Raw genomic sequence first — 22688 nt, 5'->3', positions numbered from 1 at the left:
ACCTCATCAATTTCAGCCCACACAAACCGCCGAAATCAGTGATCATCAAGGTGAACCTCTGCTACTATTGGCAACCAGCAACAGGCTACACTACAGACCCGCGCGTGGTGTCGGGAATAATCGACTACGTCCGAGATACATTTGGTAGGGACGTACCCATACAAGTCGCTGAGGCTGACGCCACCGCGATGCGCACAAATCATGCCTTTCTAATGCTAAACTACCAGAAGTTGGCCCAAGAAAAAAAAGTAGAGCTTCTTAACCTGTCTACTGATTCTTTAGAAAGCAAGAAGGTGCGGGTCAACGGTCACGACTTGATGTTTGAGGTTCCTGTCTCGCTTCTGAATACCAGTCTATTCATCAACGTACCTAAGCTGAAGACAATGCGTGCAACATATATCACATGTGCGATGAAAAACATCTTCGGATGCATTGGGACACCAAAGAAAATCAAGTATCACCCAGTACTCAACGAGGCCATAGTCGGCACAAACAAGATCCTCAAGCCCCACGTCTCGATAGTCGATGGAACCACAGCGCTTGGAAGTCATCCCATCAAACTAAACCTGATAATGGCCGGAAGCAATCCATTCTCGTTAGACTGGATCGCGTCGAAAATAATGGGCTACAATCCTTATGACCTTGGTTTTCTGAAACTTGCAATCAAAGAAAAACTTGGCGACCCCAACGACATTACGGTGGTCGGGGAAGAACTGCATTCGTTTAAGAAGGAGTTTCCACACCAAAGTCGAATGTCTTTAAAGCTGTGGACTTTGCAGTTAAAACTGCTGAGAATTTACCAAAGAATCAGCGGAGACGTGATCCCCCCCATCTTAGAACAAGACGTGTGAAATGCCAGCCAAGAATGCTTCAGCAGAACTTGAAAGCAGGGTCCCATTAGGCTTGACTCATCTCGCGCAAGAAAAATATCTTCACGATCCAAAGAGGTCAGCTATGAGTATTATCGACAGGCAAATCCAAAAGAAACTGGCAATGAAGAGGGGAGTTAAGAAAAAGGTCAAGCAAACGGTGGAGAGACTCTTCAGGATGGTTTCGCACAGAGTCTTCACAGGGTCTGACTCCAAAGTAGCGCGATACACAGGCTCATCACGCCTAGGCGCAGATGAATCCGGTCGTGACATGGCAGACGGCGTCTCTAGATACGTAAAATTACTCAGGAGCCGAGGCTTGCTTCTGAACGTGGTTATTGTGTTGGGTTCAAGAGCAAAAGGATCGTGGAAGCCATCAAGTGACGTGGATGTCACAATTATTGCCAGCAACTTGCCAGAACAATCTGAGGGCTTTTCTCTTAAGAAACTCCTTGGAGTGGGTTCGGCTTCGATGCTTTCTGATAGACCTTTGGCGCTGGGGATTGAGCCGAGCGGATGTTGCTCGAAACAGGAGTTCTTGAAGAGATTGGAGGCACTTGACATTCAAGCGCTAGATGCTCTGTATTACGGCATAGTGCTCTACGATGACGGTTTCTGGAAAGAAGCCAAAACAAAACTACGCGAGGTGGAGCAGCGATACAAGTTAGATAAGGCTGAGATGCGAATGAAGCTGCTGCCCATCTAAGAAATGGGGGGCTTGGACGTGAACCAGCCTAGTTCTTTGGCTCTTATATCTGCAGGATATCCTCCGTACATGTGGGGTGGAGTCGATGTTCAGACCTACGACCTTGCGCATTATCTCTCAGCAATGGGAATAAAGGTGACCGTGTTCTGCGGAGGCGCTACAAAACCGACAGTTATCCGAGAAGCGGACAACCTGACGCTGTACCGCCTTCCGATTTTGAATGTTCCGCCTCGCGTGTTGTGGTTTCAACTTCAAAACGCGCGCAGAATAATCAGGAAGTTATCCGAATTCGATGTTGTACACAGTCAACATTCGTCAGGTTCCATCTATGGCTTAGTTAAAGACAAGGTTGGTAAGCCTTGGGTTGTATCGTTTCATGATCATCACTTCAGACGCCTAGTCACCTATTTGAGTTTAAAGCCATGGAAGTTCAGCCTTGAGGATTCATTCTACTACACTATCGGATATCCCGTCTTTGACTTTCTTACACGGCTTGAGAAGTTGGCAGACCACTACATTGCTTGTGGAGGAGCAGGGCTAGCTGACTTCCTAAGCTTTAGTAAGATAAGCCCCGGAAAAGTCACTTTGATAAGAAACGGCGTAGACCTAGATAGAATCCACTCAATAGCGAGTGAGGAATCGGACGAAAACAACAACTCGCATTCCAGTGACAGCGAGTTCACGATATTCAATTGTGGCCGTCTATACGCCACGAAAGGCGTGGAGTACCTCATACGAGCGATGCCCCTTGTTTTGGCCACCAATGAAAAAGTCAAGCTTAAGATTTTCGGCAAAGGACCCATGGAGGAAACCTTGCGTACAATGATCAAGTCCATGCGGCTTGAAAAGAACGTAACGCTTGAAGGACACGTGCCTTACCGGAGGCTCATAAAGGAGATGAACCGAAGCACTTTGGCGGTCTTTCCGACCATGGTGGAAGTTGGCGCCAGCCTTGCTATAATGGAGACCATGGCCTGTCACAAAGCCGTAGTAGCCTTTGACTACCCTTTTACAAGGGAAGTGATAGAACACAAGAGAACCGGGTATCTAGTGCCAAGTAAGAACGTGCCAAAACTTGCCAATGCAATAAGCCTACTTTTGGAAGATGGCAACCTGAGGAAGGAAATCGGAGAAAACGCATTTAGTAACATACATCGCAACCATGACTACAGAACTGTCGTGCAGAAGTACGTGGAAGTTTACTCAAGGCTCATCACTGAAGGATGCACCAAATCTTGAAGCTGGGCAATGGAGCACTTGTCTGTCTAACGGGCATCGACGGTTCAGGCAAGACCACACACGCGAGATCACTGGTGGCATTTCTGGGCGAAAAGGGTTACAATTGCACGTATGTTTGGGCAGCGTCACGACCAGTGTTTTCACTAGCCTTCTTTGGTCTCACAAAGGTGCTCGGATACTGGAAGAAGACCAAAAAGGGCATGTACACTGATCCGCTGGAGTTTGCGCCTTCGACAGTGAAAGGCACACTGGCGGTTTTTTGGCGGCTCTTCTTGCTAGTAGATTTTCAGGTCAGGGTTCTAGCAACCGTCAGAGTGCGCCTTCTCCGAGGCTTGGTGGTCGTGTGCGATCGATACGTGTATGACATGATTATGGAACTCAGGGCGAGCCAGCTCTATACGTCAACCTTTGAAGAGTTGGCGACAAAAATGGTTCCTAAGCCTGCAGTGACTTTCCTATTAGACGTCAACGTGGCCACGGCTAGATCAAGGCGTGGATTCAACACCGAACAACTTTCGATGAGGAGAAGGGCATTCTTAGAGCTAGCTAGAAAGTTCAATTTTGTGATCATCGACTCAAATCGAGATTTTGTCCACAACTGCAGTCAAATCCGAACCCAAACATTGTCTCACCTTCCACGCAGCTGAGATGACCAGCGTTGGAGTAATTGACGTTGAAAGTGTTTTTCGTTTGCGAGGGCCTTACCCTTGACTCAGCACGTGCACAGCCTTGGAGACACGTTGTCGAGGTAGCCAAGAGACTTCAAAAGTCCGGAAACGAGGTCCAGATCATCTCAGACGGCAAGCATGCATTGCAGAATGACGAAGACATAGCAGGTTTGCATATAAGGAGAGTTGGACGCTCGCATTTCTTTCTTGACACTCATGAGATAACTAGGACTGTGGATGAAGAACATGCCGAAGTAACCAACTGGCATGGAAGCGACACTTGGAGCTCGTTTTATCTCTCGCGTCTAAACAATATATCAAGCGCAACCGTGTGGACACTGCACTCAGGTCCTCTCTCAATGCGCGATTTACGCGGCCTAGAGTTAAGAGAAAAGCTACAACTATTCAAGTACTGGAACAATGTCTCAAGCTCTGTCTTTCCTCGTTGCCTAATCAGGAAATGGGTGCGCGCTTCAAAAGTTCGACGGGTAATCACACTGAGTGAACGTTTAGCGCTGTATCTGGAAGAGATTGGGATACATGCTGAAGTTGAGACAATTCGTTCAGGAGTGGACACTCAGCGATTTCGTCCGCTAAATTCGGAGGACGCCCGTGCGAAGCTAGGTTTGTCCAAGGAAGACTTGATAATACTATACTATGGTCCCTTGTCCACGTTCCGCGGTGTTGACACGTTGACAATGGCGATGCCTGAAATCAAGAGAAAAGTGCCATCGGCTAAACTTCTTCTACTTGGTCGTGAAAAAGACGCAAAAGCGGAGCGCCGACTAACCTTTGACAGTTTTAGTGAACTACGAGTAGGTATTTTCGACGAAGACACCTTGATTCAATACTTGGCTTCGGCAGATCTCGTCGTCCTTCCATTCAAATTCTGGCCGCAAGTGGAATGCCCACTGACCATATTGGAATCTATGGCCATGGGCAAGCCTGTAGTCTCAACATGCACAGGAGCAATTCCTGAGATAATTACATCGGGGCAGGATGGCATGTTGGTGCCGTCCGGGAATCCTAACATCCTCGCAGAAAAGATCATCGAGTTGTTGGAAGACGAAGAGACCCGCAAGCGTATTGGTCTTAATGCACGCGAACATGTGGAACGCTATTACGATTGGAATAGGATTGTTGCGCAGACACTTGACGTCTTCGTGAATGCGCTCGAAAGCGGATAAGGCGATGGTTTTTGCTCGTTTCGATAGCTCTTTGCGTCAAAAACTCTGGTGCAACGATTAGAAAAGCGGTCAGAAGTGTCGCAAATCAAGACATGCCACACGAACTTTTGGAAGCTATCGCGGTGGACGACGGGTGCAGTGATAACACGATACTTATTATGATCGAAGAACTCAAAAAAACCAAAGTTCCACTAAGGATTCTTCAAACGGGTGGAGCTGGGCTTGGAAAAGCGAGACAGATGGCCATGGACAACGCTAAAGGCAAATACATCATTTGGGTTGATGGCGATATGGAGCTATCCAAAGACTATGTGCGAACGCAAGTTGAGTTCATGGAAAGAAACCCAAAGGTGGCCAAAGCTAGAGGCAAATGGATGTTGCTTGAAAATGGGGGACTTGCGGCGCAACTTGAGAACATGAGAGCCTCAGAGCATAAACCAACGCAAACCACCGCCAAATCAGACGTTTCGAAGCTAGTTGGCATCGGCGGCTCAATCTGTAGGCTTAACGCCTTGCGCCAAGTAGGAGGTTTCGACACAAACATAACGGGCGCAGGTGAGGATATCGATCTTGCTGCCAAACTGATGAAGGCAGGGTGGGCACTAGACGCAAGCGGAGGCGAATTTTTTCACAAAACAAAAGAAACTTGGCGTGACTTGTGGCGTCAATACCTCTGGTATGGCTATGGGAGTCACTTCGTCAATCACAAGTACAACGGGTTCTTTCCTACCTGGGTAAAGACTCCACCAGCTGCTCTGTACCAAGGGCTTACACACGCAAACATCGCCTATAAAGCCACACATCGAAAAATCAGTTTCCTCCTGCCTTTTCAATATTGTTTCAAGAACATGGCTTGGTTACTTGGTTTTGTCTCCGCTCATCTTGACAGATACCAGCCTTAACGGATACAGGACTACCCCCGGGGACAAAGCGAATGCGCATTCTCTTTCTAACATCAGCCTTTGAGGCCGTTGCAGGCTATTGGCGAGCCTTCAATCTTGGAATGCCCTTAGCATCTCGGGGACACGACATTACTCTTGTATGTCAGAGCAAGAGTCCTTCGTTACATGCCTCCCGTAGAGTTGTGGCTGGTGTCAAAATTCTCTCACTTCCTTCGCTGATATCAGTCAGCAGTAACTCTCTCTTAGAGACCGCAGCTAGGGCATCTACTCTTATCACTCAGACGTGTCTAAACCTGTGGACAACGTCTCTGGATTTTGACGTAATACATGTCTATGATGCAGCTTTTCCTCAAAACGCGATTCCTGCTATGTTCTGCCGAGTGAAACGTCGATCCAAAAGACCTGCACTCTTCGTAGACTGGGACGATTGGATGGGACGAGGCGGCTCGTTGAACTTGTTTCACGGGGAAGGAGCAAACAACATGGTTATACCATTACTCACATTCTTGGAAGAGAAGACTCCGCTTTACGCTGACATGATTACAGTAACAACGGAGGTCCTACGGCAAAGGGCACTTCAGGTTGGAGTGAACAAAAAGGACATAGTCATGCTGCCAAACGGAGCGAACACTGATGCAATTGGACCTAAGGACATGAGGAAAGCAAGAGAGGAGCTGGGGTTGCCAGCGGACGTAATGATTTACATCTGCAACAAATCCACGTTTTTCGTTCCGCTTCGGCCTGGCGACCCAATCCTAGACCTTCTCTTAGCCCACAAGTCTGCATTAAAAGAACATCCAAGTGCCATTCTATTTCTCTTGGGAAAGGGAAGCGAAAAATGCATTCCGTGGATCAAGTCGCTTGGAATTGAAAAGAACGTACGCTGCGTGGGATGGCAACCGCTTTCCATGCTTTCATTGTACTTCGGTGCATCAAACTTCTTGGTGTTACCGATTAGGGATACGATCTTCGACCGGGCACGGTTCCCATTACGCCTCGCGGACTACATGGCTGCCGGTCGACCGATAGTCGCAACCGCACTGCCAGAAATCGAAAGAGTTACCCGAGGATTCAGCTGGCTAGCCAAACCGAACGACTCTGCTGACCTCGCGGATAAACTTGTGCAGGCAATGCGCCAACCGATGGATCTGTGGAGGAAGATGGGACAGATGGCTAGAGAGAAGGCTGTCAAGCATCTGTCATGGACAGTGCTTTCTGAGCAGCTAGAGAAGACATATTTGAAATACAACTCATTATCATGAGCCCACAAATGCCGCTGGGCAAGAGGATTGATTAGCTTGTCAAAAGCTGGACATTCATTGTCATTCACAGGGTTTATTCTACTTTTCCAAGCACTCGTAGACCTTGTTGTGCTTCTGAACGTTCCATATGCTAGGCAAGTTGTCGGGGCCGTGTATCTCACACTTATCCCAGGACTGGTCATTCTCAAGGCGCTCAGCTGGGATGAAGGCGATCTTTCCGAAGTCATACTCTATTCCGTTGGCCTAAGCTTAGTTATGCTCATGCTCATAGGTCTGCTTTTGAACGAACTCACCCCCATGGTGGGCATAACACATCCTCTTTCCTTACCACCCATTCTCTTGGCAACCAACATCATCGTACTCCTGCCATGTTTGCTAGGTTCTCTAAAGAATGGTAGATCCTTGGCTCTAAGTGGCGATCCGTTGTATCACTTAGCGCCTTTTTTTGTCCTACCATTTCTAAGCGTCCTCGGGGTCTACGCAGTTAACAACCTTAACAGCAACCTCGTCTTGCTCCTGACTCTGATTCTTATTGTCGCTATGGTCAGCCTAGGAGTAATCTCAAAGAAAGTGCTTCCAAACAGGCTCTATCCGGCTGCATTGTTAGCTATATCCATTGCTCTGCTGTTCCACTCGTCTCTGATTACTAACTATATTATAGGATGGGACATTCACAGCGAATACAATGTCTTCGAACTGACCAATGATGCTTCACACTGGAACTCAGCTTTGGTGTCCTTTGACGACCGTATTGCAAAAGGAAACGGCATGCTTAGTGTCACAGTTCTCCCCACCATGTACTCCAAGGTAACCAGTTTGGATGGTAGTTGGATTTTCAAGGTTGTGTTCCCCGGAATCCTAGCTTTCGTGCCTCTTGCCCTCTACAAACTGTATTCCGCCAGAATGAGAAAAGAAGTCGCGTTCTTGTCGGTCTTCTTCCTCATCTCCAATCTTGCCTTTTTTTCAATAGACGGGTTTCCTGCCAAACAGATGGTCGCAGAGCTCTTCTACGTCTTGCTGTTCATTGTCCTTTTGGAAAACCGCTTGAGTACGTTTAAGCGAAGCTTTCTTTTCATCCTTTTCGGTATCGGTCTGGTGGTTTCACATTATTCGCTGTCATACATCTTTCTGTTCTTGATTCTGGCAGTGTGGCTACTGCCTATCGTTGGGCGATTCTTCTACCCTGACCTCAAGCGAAGCTCGAAAATTGATTTAGGCACGGTTCTCGTGATATTCACGCTTGCTTTTGCATGGTACATATTCTCTTCTGCAGCGGTTCCATTTGAAGCAGTTACTGAGGTGGGCGAGCAGATATCACACAACTTCTTTCTTGACTTCTTCAACCCGTTAGCCAGAACGACGACTGTTTTGAGAGGCTTACCAGGGGCAGGCGAAGCATCATCTCTTGGCCATTTGGTCGGCAGGATCTTCTTCTACATCACTGAGTTCTTCATTGTGGTGGGCGTCGCAAGGATGTTGTTCAAGAAGGAAACAAAGAGCCTCGGCAACGAGTACGCGATGCTTTCATACATGAACTTGCTCATACTCATCATGGGAATTGCGCTTCCCAACTTTGCGAGATATTTCCGCATGGAACGATTTCTTCAAATCTCGCTTCTATTTCTAGCTCCATTCTGCGTCATGGGGGGCGAGGCAACCGTCACCTACATTTTGAAAAAGAGAGTTCAAGGCAAGGCGCTGAGCCTTATCGCACTTGTACTCGTTCCGTTCTTTCTGTTTGAGACTGGCTTTCTGTACGAGGTCGCCGGCGACAGTAGCTACTCGCTGTCTCTTAGCGGTTACAGAATGGACAAGATTATGCTGTACAGCTATATCACCGATAGCAAGGAGGTTGCCGCCGCGCAATGGGTTTCTGAGCAGCTGAACGTTTCAGATTCAATGGTGTATGGCGACTACATTTCGACCTACCATGTCTTAACGAGCTATGGTGGGATTCCTGGAGACTACTCCGTTGTGTTGTCTAACGTTACCGAATTCTCCTCTAACGGATATGTTTTTCTGCGAAGGATCAATTTGATTGAGGGCAAAATGGTGGCTCTAGGGCTTCTGTGGAACGCATCTGAAATCTCAAAGCAAATAGAATCCCAGAACGTCGTATACTCAAACGGCGACTGCGAAATCCTTGGCATAATCCCGGAAAACCCATGAACACTGAGACAGACGAGATTCTACACGTTACGGAAAGCCTAACGAGGAAAAACCTTTGAAACTGGCGATGATCGAAGAAGACCTGTCGGTCAGAAGTGGCTCAAGACGATTCATCTATGAAGCCACAAAAATACTGGAAGCTCAAGGGCACAACGTCAGAGTCTTTGCCCTGAAAATGGACACGAAAATTTGCTTTCCACAAATGCTTCAGACGCCCGTGGAGGTCGTGCCAACTGAGGATTTCTCATTTGCACGTTCTGTGAACCTTGCGCTTGGGAAAAACGTCGACTATTATCTGGCCCGGACACTTGCGGTAATGGAGATAAGTCGCAGAACAGCAGAGTGGAGCCCCGATGTCGTCGTTTTCCATTACACAGGCGAGCTTTGGTTGCCTCCCTACTTCTATCACCTCAAGAAACCTGTGGGAGTAGTTTGTCTTCATGTACTTCCTCGAGGAGTCGCACCGTTCCATGTCAACACGCTACGCGAAAAGATAGACCAAAAAGTCATTGAACTTTCTCCCATAGGAATCTGGAGCAATCGCAGTCTTAAGAAGCTAGGAATGATCTTGGCCCATAGTCGTTTCGTATACGATCAAGCCATAAGAATGAAGAGCAGTAAGGCAGGACCGGAATTTGGCATAGTTCCTCTAGGCGTGAACCATTCAGAGTTCTACCCAACGTTTGAGGAAGAACCCTTCGTCTTATGCGTTGCAAGGATTCATCCTCAGAAAAAGCTTGAGCTCGCTGTGCAGGCAATGAAAGACGCGAATCCCAATTTTTCCTTGGTCTTTGCAGGCGATGTGGAGCCTCGTTTCGCGTGGTACAAAGAGAACTTGGTGAGTCTTGCAGAAAAACTGCACCTGGGGAACCGATTCCGAATAGAACCGGCACCGACCCCGGAAAGACTGGTTAGTTTACTTCAAAAGTGCGCTGTCTTCGTCTTCCCAAGCACTAAAGATACGTTTGGCTTGTCGGTTCTTGAGGCTATGGCATGCGGCAAGCCCATCATCGCCAGTCGAGCCGGCGGAGTGCCTGAGGTGGTAGGAGACTGCGGTTTCCTAGTTGACCCCGTTGCAGAACACTGGCGGAAGGCCTTGCAAAAGCTGTTGTCAGATCGTAACCTCAGAGAGCAAATGGGAAAAAAGGCTTGCAAGAGGTCTAAGCTGTATTCATGGGATGCAACTGTAAGTTCCTTGATGCAAGCAATAAAGAGTTGCCTTTCGGATTGAAAGTTGCGTCGAGCCTCACGGTGTTCTGATGGATGCGATTATGCTTATGATGACGTCTTGCGCCAGCGCGTTTCTCCAGGATGTTCGGCTGTCGTTAGGATTGTATGCTTTGTCTTCCGTGTATCTTTCAAAGTCTTGACCTGCACACCACGTTTGGTTTGCCAGTGCAAGCAGGTGACCAGCCCACGCTTCGCGTTGAGCTGTGTGATCCAAGGTTCCTGAGGGAGGCCACGTGACTCCAGCATAGTGTCGCGACTCGTATCCTGAGTTCATAAGAATCTTTGTTCCGTTCATGACTTCAGACAATGTGGCGAAGTCTTGGATCAAGTTCCTGCCTTGCTGTGATGGAGTGCCCGTTTTTGCATAGGTCAAATCGTTGAACCAACCGTCTCTGAAAAGATATCGCCCTGATTCATTCCAAGGCGTCCCATCTGGAGGAGCATCTTGTCTTCTCACAACCGTTACCCATTCGCTTATTGATATGAAATCGAACACACTGAGGTACGATGCCCCGGATAGCCCTTGGTACTGAGTCCCAAGATTTGCGCTGGGATTGATCTGTTTTACAGCGTTGTAGCCCAGTCCATAATCATCGTACCAGCCTTGATGTTGTAAGGTCAAGATGACCCCACCCTTGCCAGCGTCTTGGAAGATTCTTCTGATCCCTGGCTTTGTCGGGTCATCATCTAAATACGGTGTGGATCCTGTTCCTCCATTGATCATCCTTATCCAAGTGTCATTGTGCAACCATGTAAAATCTGCCTCTGGATACACCATCTCAAGTGCAACCCCGAATATGTCACCATTCACGAAATTCGGTGACTGTGCCACGAAGTCGGCAACGGGTCTCAGAACATTCTCATAGTAGTTTCTTAGGAAAGTCTCGCCTCCGCCAGCAGCCATCCATTCCGGATAGTCTGCTTCTCTTCTACCCCTGAAAAACGGTGGCGGCTTTGCGGGATCTGAGATGTCTCTGTTCCACGCGCCTGAAACGATGAACTCCATGTTAAGCCCCGCGCTGTGGATGCGCTGAGCCGCGGACAGCCCCGCCTGCAGGTTGTTGTCACGGTTAAAATACCATCTTTGCCATTGGTTGTTGTTCATGACCGGAGTCTGTCCAGAGTCGGCTGAGCCTAAGTAGGGGTTCACCCAGTCGGCTGCGGTTGAGCCGGCACCCAGATTGATGTCGTACCAGATACGCATTTGGATATGCGTTACCTCGCTATTCGGCGGTGGCGTGTGCTGTGCGTCAATCAGATCCTGTAAAGCGTTTTGCCATCTTTGAGCGTCCCCAGAGCTATCAAAATTGGGGCTCAGCAAGTCTGCCATGAAGTCTGCAATCCAAAGGCTCAGACTATCAACGTTAACTGTCTGAATAGGACCTATTGAGCCCGAGCTTCTTATCACTGCGGGAGGAAACGCCGCGGATACTTCGTATGCCACCAGAAATGACATGAGACAAATGGCCAAAAGGGTTGTTTTGTTCAAGATAGCCACTTGAGTACTCTCTATCGTAAATCTTAATAAACGTTGTTGCATTTCTGCTCTACACGTGTACAAATACGCATCTAAAACTTTTAATGATTTTGTAGTTCTCCGACGAGTTATATAGATCTTTTCTCAGATTCTTCTATAGAAAAACCTCACATAGATTCAAATGGAACGATGACATAGAAAAACAACAAGCTGAAGAGTAATGGTGTTTCTAATGAACATCAAGAAACCTAACGCCCATGCGGCTCTCATTCTAATCTGCATAAGTATTGCTGCAGCTCTCCTTCCCGCGACAACAAAGGCTGCGGAGTCAGATCCAAATAGCCAAATCCCTCTCAAGTGGGCCGTAATCATAATGGGCGGGTACAACTATTACCGGGATCTCACCTACAACTCCATTCAAAGAATTGAAAGAATCATGCAAGGCAGAGGCGTCCCCTACGATCTGTTTCAAGACGACATGATTTCGGGACCATCGGATACCAATCCTCCAGGCCGTTACTCCCTTCAGTTCGCCAACGGTTTACCAAAGTATCAAGCAATTGTCCTGCTCTTGGACTATGAGCCAACCGATTCGACAGCTGCAAATCAACAGCACATATACTGGGCGGTTGGTAACGGTACGAACGCGATTATCTTCAATCGCGCTGCAAACGCAGTTCCGGCATTACTTAATCTTGCTTCCTCGGATGTTGGTTTTGAATGGAGAGGGCTCACCGTTTCAGCTCGCGTTATAAGAACCTTTTTTGATGGGGTCAAGGAATATCGAGAGGGCACAAGCTTAACGTTTGGTTTGTCGCTCTACACGCACGCCGTAATTCGAAAGCACACCGGAATGACCTTATGGTTTAACAAAACGTGGAGTGGCGGCTGGTCTGTTGGAATGGCTAACATGACATATGGCAGTGGAAAAGTCTGGTACCTCGGCTATGGATTGAACGAGTTTGCTATGGAGTACGCTCCTGCAAGGTACCCGGCAACTTGGACTGAATACAGAATGGACTTTTGGGGGCATGCCTTCAACTTTGCTTTTAACAACATCGAAGAGATTCCGGTGAAGATAATGCCTTTCAAACGTTGGAAAGGCGCATGGATCATCCGAATAGATACTGACACTTATCGATGGAGAAGTGATCAGTTGCCTCCGGAGTCAGTTCTTCAATCGGGATGGGTCTTTGACTATCAATACAGCGTTTTGGGTTATGGACGAACTTCAAGCGTAGCTGACTTGACTTTGACAAGCGGAGCTCCCTCTGGATACACTGGAATGCCAAGTTCAAGAGTCATGTACACCGATGTAACCGGCGTCCTGCAGACAAACCTACGAAATTCCAGAACCTACCGTGCGATAATTTACAATAGCACGCTGGGAGGGAACTATGATCGTATCAAACTTGATTTCAATCAAAACAATAATTTCGGCGACGATGTCAGCTACAAAATGTGGGAAAACATGACCTACCAAACTGTTCAAGGAAAGCTCTATTGGTGCGCAATCTCACCTGACTTCTCGCAACCTCAAAGAATCAACATAGGCTGGTGGCAGACGCCGATGCTTATCGAAAACGAGGGAACAAACCTGCCAAGGTGGAGACAGTATGCAGCTGACTACGGTTTGAGTTATAGCTTTCACGGATGGCAGCATGTCAGACTGGCAGACGGCAGCTCGTATGCAATGTGGAATGGAGCTAGTTTTGTGTTGAACACCACGTACATTCGTGAAAGGTATGAAGCCAATAGATACTGGATGAAGGACAAGTTCGGCGGAACTGGTTACGGCTTCGAAGAAGATCAAGTTATCATTTCGCATCCATATGACAATCATCCCCCCGAGGCGGACGCAGTGATAGACAGTCTGCCATGGGTTCTGTTCCAATATGATGGGAAAATGTACTATGTGGGATTTGGCAAGAAATCCGAAACTTCCAAATACACTCTGTCAAGCGCGAATGAGGAATTTATCTATCCGTATGATAGATTTGCGCCGCTTGAAGACATGGTTAAGACTGTATACCCGGTAGTAAGCACCTTTACGCATCGCTTGAACTATAACACTTCATTTTCATTCCCGGAGTATACAGACTCGATCAAGCCAGCAAACCCTCGTGAAGCCTTCGTGTTCTGGCAAAGTTCCAGAAATATGCTTCAAACCACATCAAACGCCTATTACAGTGCAGGGAAAATAACCCTTGAATTTGATGCGCCCAGCGACTTGGAAGACTACGTCTGGAAGTTTCCAACTCAAGTCAACGGAAGAAGCTTTAGCAACTTCGTTGACAATCGCTCCATCGGGCAACTTAAACATACAGATGACAAATACATCTACATTGAATTCAACAAAGGCCAAGGCGGACAAAAACTCGAAGTAGTTTATGGGCCGCCAGTACCGACAGTTACCGTGGATGTGTCTGCGGTTTCACCGTCGAGCAGCGGAACCACGACCCCCACAATTGGAACATATACTGTGGCGGAGAATTCGTTGTACTCAATAACAGCCACGCCAAACACAGGTTTCGTTTTTGACCACTGGGAACTGGACGGAGTGAACGCAGGTTCAATCAACCCCTACTCATTCAACGTAAGCACATCTTCACACAGCATTGGAGCATTCTTCGCTCCTGTGCCCACGGTTACAGTAACGGTGGGTGTTTCACCTCCCAGCGGTGGAACCGCAAGTCCAGCTGTTGGACAACATCAAGTGCCTGAAAACTCACTGTTTACCGTTTCTTCAACGCCCTCAACATTCTATGCCTTTGACCACTGGGAACTAGATGGGAGCAATGTCGGCTCTGCTAACCCATATTCGTTCAATGTTGCGACGACAGACCACGCCATCAGCGCCTTTTTCACTTCAATACCGACTGCCACGGTTACAATCTCAGATGTCTCTCCAATTAACAGCGGAACAACAAGCCCCGCAGCGGGAGTATACACTGTGGTTCAGAATACTGTTTTCTCAATAGGCGCCACACAACTCTCAGGTTACACTTTTGACCATTGGGAACTGGACGGAGCAAGTGTTAGCACGCAACCTTCATATTCATTTAATGTTGGCACATCAGACCACACGGTAGCCGCATTCTTCACACGAATAACCACAGCTCAGATTGACAGTGGCGATTCTCTCTCAGGATGGTGGGCAACAGCTGCAACCTTGAGTGTTGACAACGCAGATTTTCAAGAGGGCGCAGGCGCCATAGTTGTGACTGCGTCCAGTCCGCCGCCATGGCACAGCTATGCCACAATGCAAAGAGCAATGAACTTTTCCGCATACTCGTCGCTTCAAATGTGGATAAAAGTTTCCGATGCATCAAAGCCGCTCAGACTTATGGTTGCAACCAGCTGGAGCAACTACAACATTTACACGATTACAGGATTAACCTCAAACTCATGGACACTTGCTTCGATTGATCTTTCCGCGCCAACTTCAAGGACTGGCACTGTAAATTTCAACTCTATCAGCTTCATCCGTTTTGACTGGGAACTCAGAGCGAGTGCGGGCTATTTCAAGATAGACGACATCAGAGGGGTGTACCGGTAGGTTAGCGTCGCGGCTTCAATCAACATGAGCACTTTTTTCCACACGCGAGATTGAGCCCCGGGCGTCAGCTAATTCTTGGGAAGTTGGTTATGCAAGCAAAGGACATCCATACTACTAAGGGAACCTCCGGTTCAATCCTCTACGGTGAAAGCGAGGATCAAATGCTGGACAAGAAGATCTATTATCAAAACCTATGGAGACGGCAAAGGATACTCGAGCCTTCGCGTGGGAGACTTCTTACATTCAAAGAATATGTGAGGCTGATTTCTTCTTTTTCCAAACCATCCTCTCTTATCCTAGACGCTGGATGCGGCTCGGGAGTCATTGCAGGAACGCTTGCGTCCAGTGGCTACAATAATCTTGTGGGCATAGACTTGGTCAACAGGTTCAAACGCGAAAAGGGCATTTCATTTGTGGTTGCTGATAATACCTGTCTTCCGTTTCGACCAGAATCCTTTGACACGATCTTTGCAAGAAAATTTGTGAGTGTTCAGGACATGACAAGAGGACTGGGCGAGTTTCACAAATCGCTGAAAGACGACGGAAAGCTTCTCGTTGAAGTGCCAAATGTTAAGAGGCTCAAGTCCAGAATCTATGAGTCACTAGGACTTACCCCAAAATACCCTCACAAGTATTTCCCACATATGCACATGATGCTCTTCACAACTATTCTGCAAAAATGCAACTACATCGTGATGAAAGTGAAGGGCGACTACGTCTTCATTCCGTTGGTAGCAAGCCTAGTCTCAGCTTTGAAACTTGACAGATTGGAGAGAGAGCTAGGGCGCCTAGTGCCAAGCCTGTGTTTGCACCTCTTTGCCATTTGCAGAAAGCGCATATAGCCGATTGAATCATCACATCGAGTGAAGCCAAGTTTGGCGAGTGGTTGGCTATGACTGAAAACAAACTTCCTAACATCATTCTAATAGTGATGGATACTGTGCGAGCTGATCACCTTTCCTGCTATGGTTACGACAGAAAAACCAGTCCAAATATTGACAGAATTGCTGCACAAGGGGTCTTGTACGAGAATGCCTTCTCCGCAGCTCCCTGGACGCCTCCATCGCACGCGTCAATCTTTACAGGCAAATACCCTTCGCGTCACAAAACTCTAGGAAAGGAAATTCGTCTGAAAAGCGAAAACACCACGATCGCAGAATCATTGGCGATTAAGTACGATACGCTCGGAGTGACATGCTGTCAAATACTCGGGTTGGGAAGCGGCTTTGAGAAAGGATTCACACATTACGCTGAGGTTGTAGAATCATCGCTTGTTCGCCTTATCAAGCGAAGACGAATTTCAGAACTCAAGGATTTCATTTGGCGTATGGTTCGCGGACCAGACAAAGGAACCTCCCAAGCAACTGAGATGATAAAAGCCTTTACTAAGCAAAGCCACAGAGATAGACCCTTTTTCGTGTTTGTCAATTATTTCACAGCGCACACACCGTACGATCCGCCAAGTCCATTCAAAGGGCGGTTCTGTAACGAGTTCGATGAGTCTTCGCTTTACCTGCAAGAGTTGCTCGCCAACTCCCTGCTGGGACTTACCACTGAAAAAATTTCCAAAAGGACCACTGACATGCGAAAACTTCAGTGGATTGCAAGCGGTGGTGGAGGCTTCTCTTTTTCTGTAAAGGAAGCCTCTGTGTCTCGTGAAGAATGGGAGATAATCAGAGCGTGGTATGACGGCGAAATAGCCTATCTGGACTCCCATATTGGAAATCTAGTTCAGAGCCTCAAAGAAAACGGTATTTTGGATGACACACTGCTATTATTAACGTCAGATCATGGAGAAAACTTTGGCGACCATGGTTTAGCGGTCCACCCACTGTGCCTTTACGACAGCCTTCTTCGTGTCCCATTGATAATGAAATACCCCGACATAGCTCCTACCAATCAGAAAATCCAAGGTCTGGTATCACTCGTGGACCTATACCCAACAATGACACAGGCAGCCCAAGTCAAAGACACACAGGTCATAGACGGTAAAAGCCTATTTCAGTCCGACAAGGACGGAACCCACGATTTCGTGTGCGCCGAATATGGCGCACTTCACACCGAAGCATTCGGAGGTCTAAACGCTTGGAGTCTCCCTGAATCCACACGAAACAAACTCACTAAAATCGATCGAGGGTGCAAGGCAATTCGGACGTCCACCTTCAAGTACATACTCTGGAGGGATAGGGAAGAATTGTACAACATTCGGGACGATCCAGATGAGTTGCTGGACATTTCTAAAGAACACCCTCAAGTAACAAAAGAACTGAAGAAAAAACTTGCTAACACAGTTGATCTGTCATACGCAGGGGCGCGAGAGTTCCCAAAGGAACAGAAAAAGCAGATAATAGATCGGCTTAAGGCACTAGGATACGTGTAGTTTAGTGCTTTAGCAATCTGTTTACACGTTTGTGGTGAATTCAGGCTTGACGACGGTTAACCTCGGCCTAGTAGGTCTCGGAGGAGTAGGAAGATTTCATTTAAGAAACGCTATGCGTCTGAAAAACGCGCGTCTAGTTGCAGTAGCTGATACTCAGGAGCGTGCTCGTGGCGTTGCCAAAGCTATGGGTGTAAAGAAGGTTTACGAAGACTACTCAAGACTCATGGCAGACTCGGAAATAGATTCTGTGGTTATCGCGCTACCCACATTTCTTCACCAGGAATGCGCGGTTGATGCGGCTGAGCATGGAAAAAACATTCTTCTCGAGAAGCCTCTAGCCAGAAATCTAGCTGAAGGGGGAGAAATAGTTGCCAAAACCTCCAAAGCCGGTGTCAAGATCATGGTGGGATATCCGTTGCGATTCTCGAAGTTTGCAACTATCAAGTCGGAGATCGACAGTGGACACTTGGGAGAGGTCGTAGTAGCTCATGCTACAAATGTATGGCACGGGCCATTCTTTCCTGCAATGAATGTCTCGTCTCCTCCACCAATTCCCCAGTGGTGGCTTGACCCAGAACTTACAGGAGGCGGAGCGCTCCTCGACTTGGGCTCACATATGATTAATCTTCTTCTCTGGTATTTCGAAGACGAGCTAGCTGCCGTCCAAAGTTATCTTGGTTACCGATTCAACATGCCTATGGAAGACCACGCCTTATGTCTGATTAGATTCAAAAGCGGAGTATCAGCAAGCGTAAACGTCGGCTGGTTCGCGCAAAGAAAGTCAATATCCATGGAAGTGTTCGGCACATCAGAAACCGTTTCAATGAATGTGGATAGACAAAGGAAAATAACTCATGCGCTTAATCTTCTGGGACTCAAACCAACAGAAGAGGAACAGGCGTTCCATAATGAGCTTGAGTATTTCGTCAACTGCATCTTAAACGATATATCCCCCGAACCCTCGGCTGCCGACGCCTTTCGAGACTTGGAAGTGATTTCAAAGGCGTATGAGAACTCGATTCACTTCACTAAATCACGAGTGAAGACAAAATGAGCCTAGTAAGCCTAGTATCCTCTATAAATTCAGACTTCCAGGAAACCATACAAGAGTCCCTCAGACTGATACAATTTGATATGCATTCGAACATAAAAAGTGTCGTAATCAAGCCTGACTTGTGTTACTACTGGGACCACACTACGGGTCTAACAACTAATCCGCACGTTGTTGGCGACGTCATAGACCTGTTGAGATCATCAACATCACAGAGCCTTGACGTGTTAATCGTTGGTTCAGACACACAAGCTGCACCCTGTGAAGTTCTCTTCAAGTTCCTCGGATACTCTAGGGTAGCCACAAAGAAGAACGCACGGCTTGTCAACCTAAGCAAAACCGACTGCCATGAAATCGAAGTAAACGTCGCAGGAACCCCCTATGAGCTTCTCGTTCCAAGCGTTCTTGACACTGCCGACTTCTTTGTTACCGTCCCAAAAATGAAGTTGTCCTCAGAATTCGTAGTCTCATGCGCACTTAAGAACAGTCTTGACATAATTCAAGCTCAAAACAGGGCGATTAACTCCTCTCCCATCGATGCAGCAATAGTGGCAGCGAACAAGGCTCTAAAGCCAGACCTCTGCCTCGTAGATGGCACGTGGGTTCGAGGAAAGCAAACGAAGAAGCTGGGGCTCATCATGGCCAGCATCGACCCGGTTGCAGTTGACTCGCTGGCCGCCAAAATCCTGGGCATAAACCCACAAAGAGCAGCTCACATAGCCTTAGCCCACAAGGAAGGACTGGGAACAATCACTCCCAAAGTCGTTGGCGATAGCTTAGCGCACTACACCCCCTTCTTTCGGAGAACTACCAAGGACAAAGTTTGGGATCTCATCTCCAAGATGGGCCTAGCTACCGTTAGAAAACTTGGTATTGCGAAGCAATAGGCGACAAGTACTGCCTGTCATTTCCAGACTCTTGGGAAGGGTGGTTTCACAACCGTCGCTTGAGGAAGAGCACCGAAGCAAGAGCGACAACGATCACCACAGATATGATCAGAATCAATATGAAGTTGTTGGATTGCCACGGTTGTAGGGGCTTTTCTTCAACAACGATCTGAGCAACTTCAGTGTCCCACAAGCCTTCGCTGTCTGTGACATTAAGCGCAACGTCATACGTGCCTTTCGCCTGAAAAACGTGTGTCGAAGTTGGACTGTTTCCTGAGGTTCTTGCCCCCTCTCCAAAGCTCCAAGAATAGGCAATTATTGTCCCTCCTTCGGGAACAGAGGCTTCTGCGTTAAACGTCACTGTCTCGCCAACAAATGCGCTTGACGGATACGCGACGAAGCTTGCTCTCGGAGGCTTAATGATGACGACATATTGTGACTCTGTATCCCAGAGTCCTTCGGTGTCTGTAACATTGAGTGTTACGGTGTAGACCTGCGGCAGACTGAATGAGTGTTCCACAACTGATGAGGACTCGTTGACTGTTGTCCCATCGCCGAAATCCCAGTGATAAGACAAGATTGTTCCTCCTATTGGTCTGCTCAATGAAGCGTTGAAGGCCACAACCTGATCGGCGCGCGGTGCGGCAGGCAGATACGTGAAAGAAGCTTGAGGGATTCCTTGAACAACAATGGACTTCCTTTCCAAGTCGAAGAGACCTTCGTAGTCGATAACTGTCAGAGTGATCGTGAAGTTCCCGTTTGAATTATAGGCATGGGTCACTATGGCGCTGCTCCCTTGGGTTCCGTCGCCAAAATCCCATAAATATGACGTGATAATGCCGTCAGGGTCATAACTGCCAGCGGCGTCAAAAGTGACATTCTCGCCGATCAGGGGTCTGTTTGGCAGAGAAGTAAACGATGCTACAGGAAACTGAACCGCATGTGTGAAAACGGCTACGGCACCATCGAACTGACGTACGTTGTCAGCGATGTCAATTTCACCTGCAACAACACTGGCATTTGCCTTGATTATATAGACCCCAAGTGATCCGGTTGTGTTCCAAGAGAAAACCTCGGTTGATGATTCTCCAGCTGCCAAAGCCAGATTTCTCCAGCCAATGAGCGTCGAGTTTGCGTAGGCTGCTACTGTAAAAGTCTCGGCATACGTGCCTTCATTGTGGATTACAGCAGTAACGTTAACGGTTTCTCCCGGAAAGACCGTGATTGGAGATGCAGAGACACCTGTAATGGCGACATCATGAATCTCCAGTGGATTGACGGTAACCGTTCCATCGATGAACACGTTGTCACTTAGATCAGTTTCGCCCTGCACGGCGCTGACCTCTGCCTTAAGCGTATAGGTGCTCTCGCCGACTCCGCTCGTGTTCCATGAGAAGCCCACGAGTCTGCTGTTTCCAGCTGCCAGCGATATTCCTGTTCGTTTCCCGACGACTTCATTATCATAGTACAGAGTAACGTTGAAAATCTCCTGCGCGTTTCCTTGGTTGGTCACAGTAACGTTTACGTTTACAAGTCCACCCCTCATTACGTTCGTAGGTGCGGCTACAACGCCCGTGACCGCCAGGTCGTGAGTTGTGGGCGGTGCCGCTCCTAACTCAATTTCAGTGTAGTCAATGTTACTGTATGGTGGATCGTGCTCTCGAATCCCCAGTCCTGCTGCTTCGCCAGCCAGAAGCTGTGGCTCATTGAGAGCAGCAAGCGTCTGCCCCGCGATTTGATCTTGAGCATTTCTTTCTGCGAGAATATGGTCGTACATTATGCTGTCGATGGCCACGGGGTCAACGCCGAAGAAGAGGACGCTTGGTGCGTCGTTGTTGAATGTAAGCCAACGTTTGGGAATGTCATTTACTTGTGTAGTGAGGGTGTCTGTTCCTCCGTAGCCCCCGGTGAAGTGTTGTCCGGTCCAAGCTCCGTATAATCCGTCTGCGAGAATCAACCTTGTCTTGTCGTTGATGTGCTGGTTTTGGTAAATAAGCACGTCTGGGTTATCCGCCGTTGCTCTAATCAACTGGCCATGAAAAGAGCTTACGTCTTCAATCACTCCTTGCATAAGTTTGATCGAGCCTGTTACTCCCCATGATGGAGTAATGGCTTTCATTATGGGCATGAGTATCAAGTGATCCATACCTGCGATTTGATCATTGATTCTTTTTGAACCTGGCGAGTATGGAAAATTGACAGTCGTGCCTGCGACCGTTCCAAAAGTTGGATTGATGTCTGTGTCGTATCGAAAGACCACGTTAGGATACAGAGCGATGATTTTGTTCTTGTAATAGTCCGGTATCCTCCTCCAGGTGATATCGGGGTCTGTGTTTTCAATTATGTATATGTCAGATTCAGGAACTCCTATGCTCTTCAGCCCCTTAATTGCGCTGTTCACTATCTGAGGTATCGAATCAATTTCCCGGTGATCGGTGTTCCACCAGTCATTGCCGTTGACTTTGATTCCAACTCTGTTCCCCGCTGCATATGCTGACATTATTGTCTGCCAAGCAGTTTGCGCGTCTGAAGCTCCAGTGAGAGCTTTTACTCCTTCTTCCACCATTCTGTCGATCACTGATTGGTCAATGTTTTCCCAGTAATAGCTGGTTGAGAAGTCCCAGCTTGTGGCGTTATTGCTGTGAACTCTGATGACTCGCTGTGTTGGAAACCCGTATGTTATGTTGCTTAGGGTCAATTGTGGACCGCTGGCAACGCTGAATCTATATTGGAAATAGACTTCTGTCAGGGGCTCAGTGAGTGCAACTCCAACCAACGCTAACATACCCACGGTTTTGATTGATCTTCTGTTGAAGAGGGACGTTGACGACAGAATAAGTGCGGAGAGAGAAATTCCCAGTTTGGCGAGAAACAGGCTGAGAGTTGCCTGTTGGCACGGATACAACGCGCGACTGGGCTTTGGTGCAACGCGGATGGAAAACCATAATGCAGCTAATGGCAAGGCAACGTTTGAGAAGTCGCGTTTGGTAACCGTTGAGAAGAAGACTCTGACTCTTTTAGTAAACATGGCCCACCAACCGCATCCAATGTAGGAAGACTTAATAAATCTTGTCGTCTCTTCGTACTCCAAATATACGGAAA

Annotated in this window: 16 protein-coding genes; 14 read left to right on the top strand and 2 right to left on the bottom strand. The window is 47.8% G+C overall.

From position 1 onward, the window contains the following. Window positions 1-38: 38 nt before the first annotated feature. Genes VJ249_08525 through VJ249_08485 form a run of 9 tightly spaced genes read left to right on the top strand, consistent with a single transcriptional unit; the run spans window position 39 to window position 10233 of the window. Window positions 39-851, top strand: coding sequence for a DUF362 domain-containing protein (locus VJ249_08525; protein HKZ94607.1), 813 nt, complete (start codon window positions 39-41; stop codon window positions 849-851). Between the two features lies 1 nt (window position 852). Then, on the top strand, window positions 853-1575 hold the full coding sequence (locus tag VJ249_08520; protein ID HKZ94606.1) for a nucleotidyltransferase domain-containing protein: 723 nt from the start codon (window positions 853-855) through the stop codon (window positions 1573-1575). A gap of 18 nt (window positions 1576-1593) precedes the next feature. Next, window positions 1594-2814, top strand: coding sequence for a glycosyltransferase family 4 protein (locus tag VJ249_08515; GenBank protein HKZ94605.1), 1221 nt, complete (start codon window positions 1594-1596; stop codon window positions 2812-2814). Continuing rightward, entirely contained in the window at window positions 2811-3461 is a 651-nt protein-coding gene (locus tag VJ249_08510; GenBank protein ID HKZ94604.1) for a hypothetical protein, read from the top strand. The genes VJ249_08515 and VJ249_08510 overlap by 4 nt, the downstream gene beginning before the upstream one ends. A 32-nt stretch (window positions 3462-3493) precedes the next feature. Further along, complete coding sequence (locus VJ249_08505; protein HKZ94603.1) at window positions 3494-4669, top strand: glycosyltransferase family 4 protein; 1176 nt, start codon at window positions 3494-3496, stop codon at window positions 4667-4669. Between the two features lie 11 nt (window positions 4670-4680). Beyond that, the gene (locus VJ249_08500; protein HKZ94602.1) at window positions 4681-5571 is read left to right on the top strand and encodes a glycosyltransferase; all 891 of its coding nucleotides are present in this window, start codon (window positions 4681-4683) and stop codon (window positions 5569-5571) included. Between the two features lie 32 nt (window positions 5572-5603). Further along, the gene (locus tag VJ249_08495) at window positions 5604-6833 is read left to right on the top strand and encodes a glycosyltransferase family 4 protein (GenBank protein ID HKZ94601.1); all 1230 of its coding nucleotides are present in this window, start codon (window positions 5604-5606) and stop codon (window positions 6831-6833) included. Window positions 6834-6869: 36 nt separating this feature from the next. Continuing rightward, complete coding sequence (locus VJ249_08490) at window positions 6870-9002, top strand: DUF2206 domain-containing protein (GenBank protein HKZ94600.1); 2133 nt, start codon at window positions 6870-6872, stop codon at window positions 9000-9002. 55 nt (window positions 9003-9057) lie between these two features. Continuing rightward, window positions 9058-10233: a glycosyltransferase family 4 protein gene (locus VJ249_08485; GenBank protein ID HKZ94599.1), complete on the top strand. Its 1176-nt coding sequence runs from the start codon at window positions 9058-9060 to the stop codon at window positions 10231-10233. A 15-nt stretch (window positions 10234-10248) separates the two neighbouring features. Here VJ249_08485 and VJ249_08480 read toward each other — a convergent pair whose 3' ends face one another. Continuing rightward, the gene (locus tag VJ249_08480; GenBank protein HKZ94598.1) at window positions 10249-11721 is read right to left on the bottom strand and encodes a hypothetical protein; all 1473 of its coding nucleotides are present in this window, start codon (window positions 11719-11721) and stop codon (window positions 10249-10251) included. Between the two features lie 220 nt (window positions 11722-11941). Between VJ249_08480 and VJ249_08475 the strand changes: the two genes are divergently transcribed. The 5 genes from VJ249_08475 to VJ249_08455 all read left to right on the top strand — a co-directional run bounded on the left by VJ249_08475 (window position 11942) and on the right by VJ249_08455 (window position 19586). After that, entirely contained in the window at window positions 11942-15268 is a 3327-nt protein-coding gene (locus tag VJ249_08475; GenBank protein HKZ94597.1) for a hypothetical protein, read from the top strand. Window positions 15269-15357: 89 nt separating this feature from the next. Next, window positions 15358-16110: a class I SAM-dependent methyltransferase gene (locus VJ249_08470; protein HKZ94596.1), complete on the top strand. Its 753-nt coding sequence runs from the start codon at window positions 15358-15360 to the stop codon at window positions 16108-16110. Window positions 16111-16160: 50 nt separating this feature from the next. Continuing rightward, window positions 16161-17648, top strand: coding sequence for a sulfatase (locus VJ249_08465; protein HKZ94595.1), 1488 nt, complete (start codon window positions 16161-16163; stop codon window positions 17646-17648). A gap of 46 nt (window positions 17649-17694) precedes the next feature. Then, window positions 17695-18702: a Gfo/Idh/MocA family oxidoreductase gene (locus VJ249_08460; GenBank protein HKZ94594.1), complete on the top strand. Its 1008-nt coding sequence runs from the start codon at window positions 17695-17697 to the stop codon at window positions 18700-18702. Further along, window positions 18699-19586: a DUF362 domain-containing protein gene (locus tag VJ249_08455; GenBank protein ID HKZ94593.1), complete on the top strand. Its 888-nt coding sequence runs from the start codon at window positions 18699-18701 to the stop codon at window positions 19584-19586. The genes VJ249_08460 and VJ249_08455 overlap by 4 nt, the downstream gene beginning before the upstream one ends. A gap of 46 nt (window positions 19587-19632) precedes the next feature. Here VJ249_08455 and VJ249_08450 read toward each other — a convergent pair whose 3' ends face one another. Beyond that, window positions 19633-22614, bottom strand: a complete 2982-nt coding sequence (locus tag VJ249_08450; protein HKZ94592.1) for a PKD domain-containing protein — start codon at window positions 22612-22614, stop codon at window positions 19633-19635. Window positions 22615-22688: the final 74 nt, after the last annotated feature.

It is taken from the genome of Candidatus Bathyarchaeia archaeon, from assembly GCA_035283685.1.
Lineage (GTDB): Archaea > Thermoproteota > Bathyarchaeia > Bathyarchaeales > Bathyarchaeaceae > DATETJ01.
This window is presented reverse-complemented; position numbering and strand designations above follow the sequence as displayed.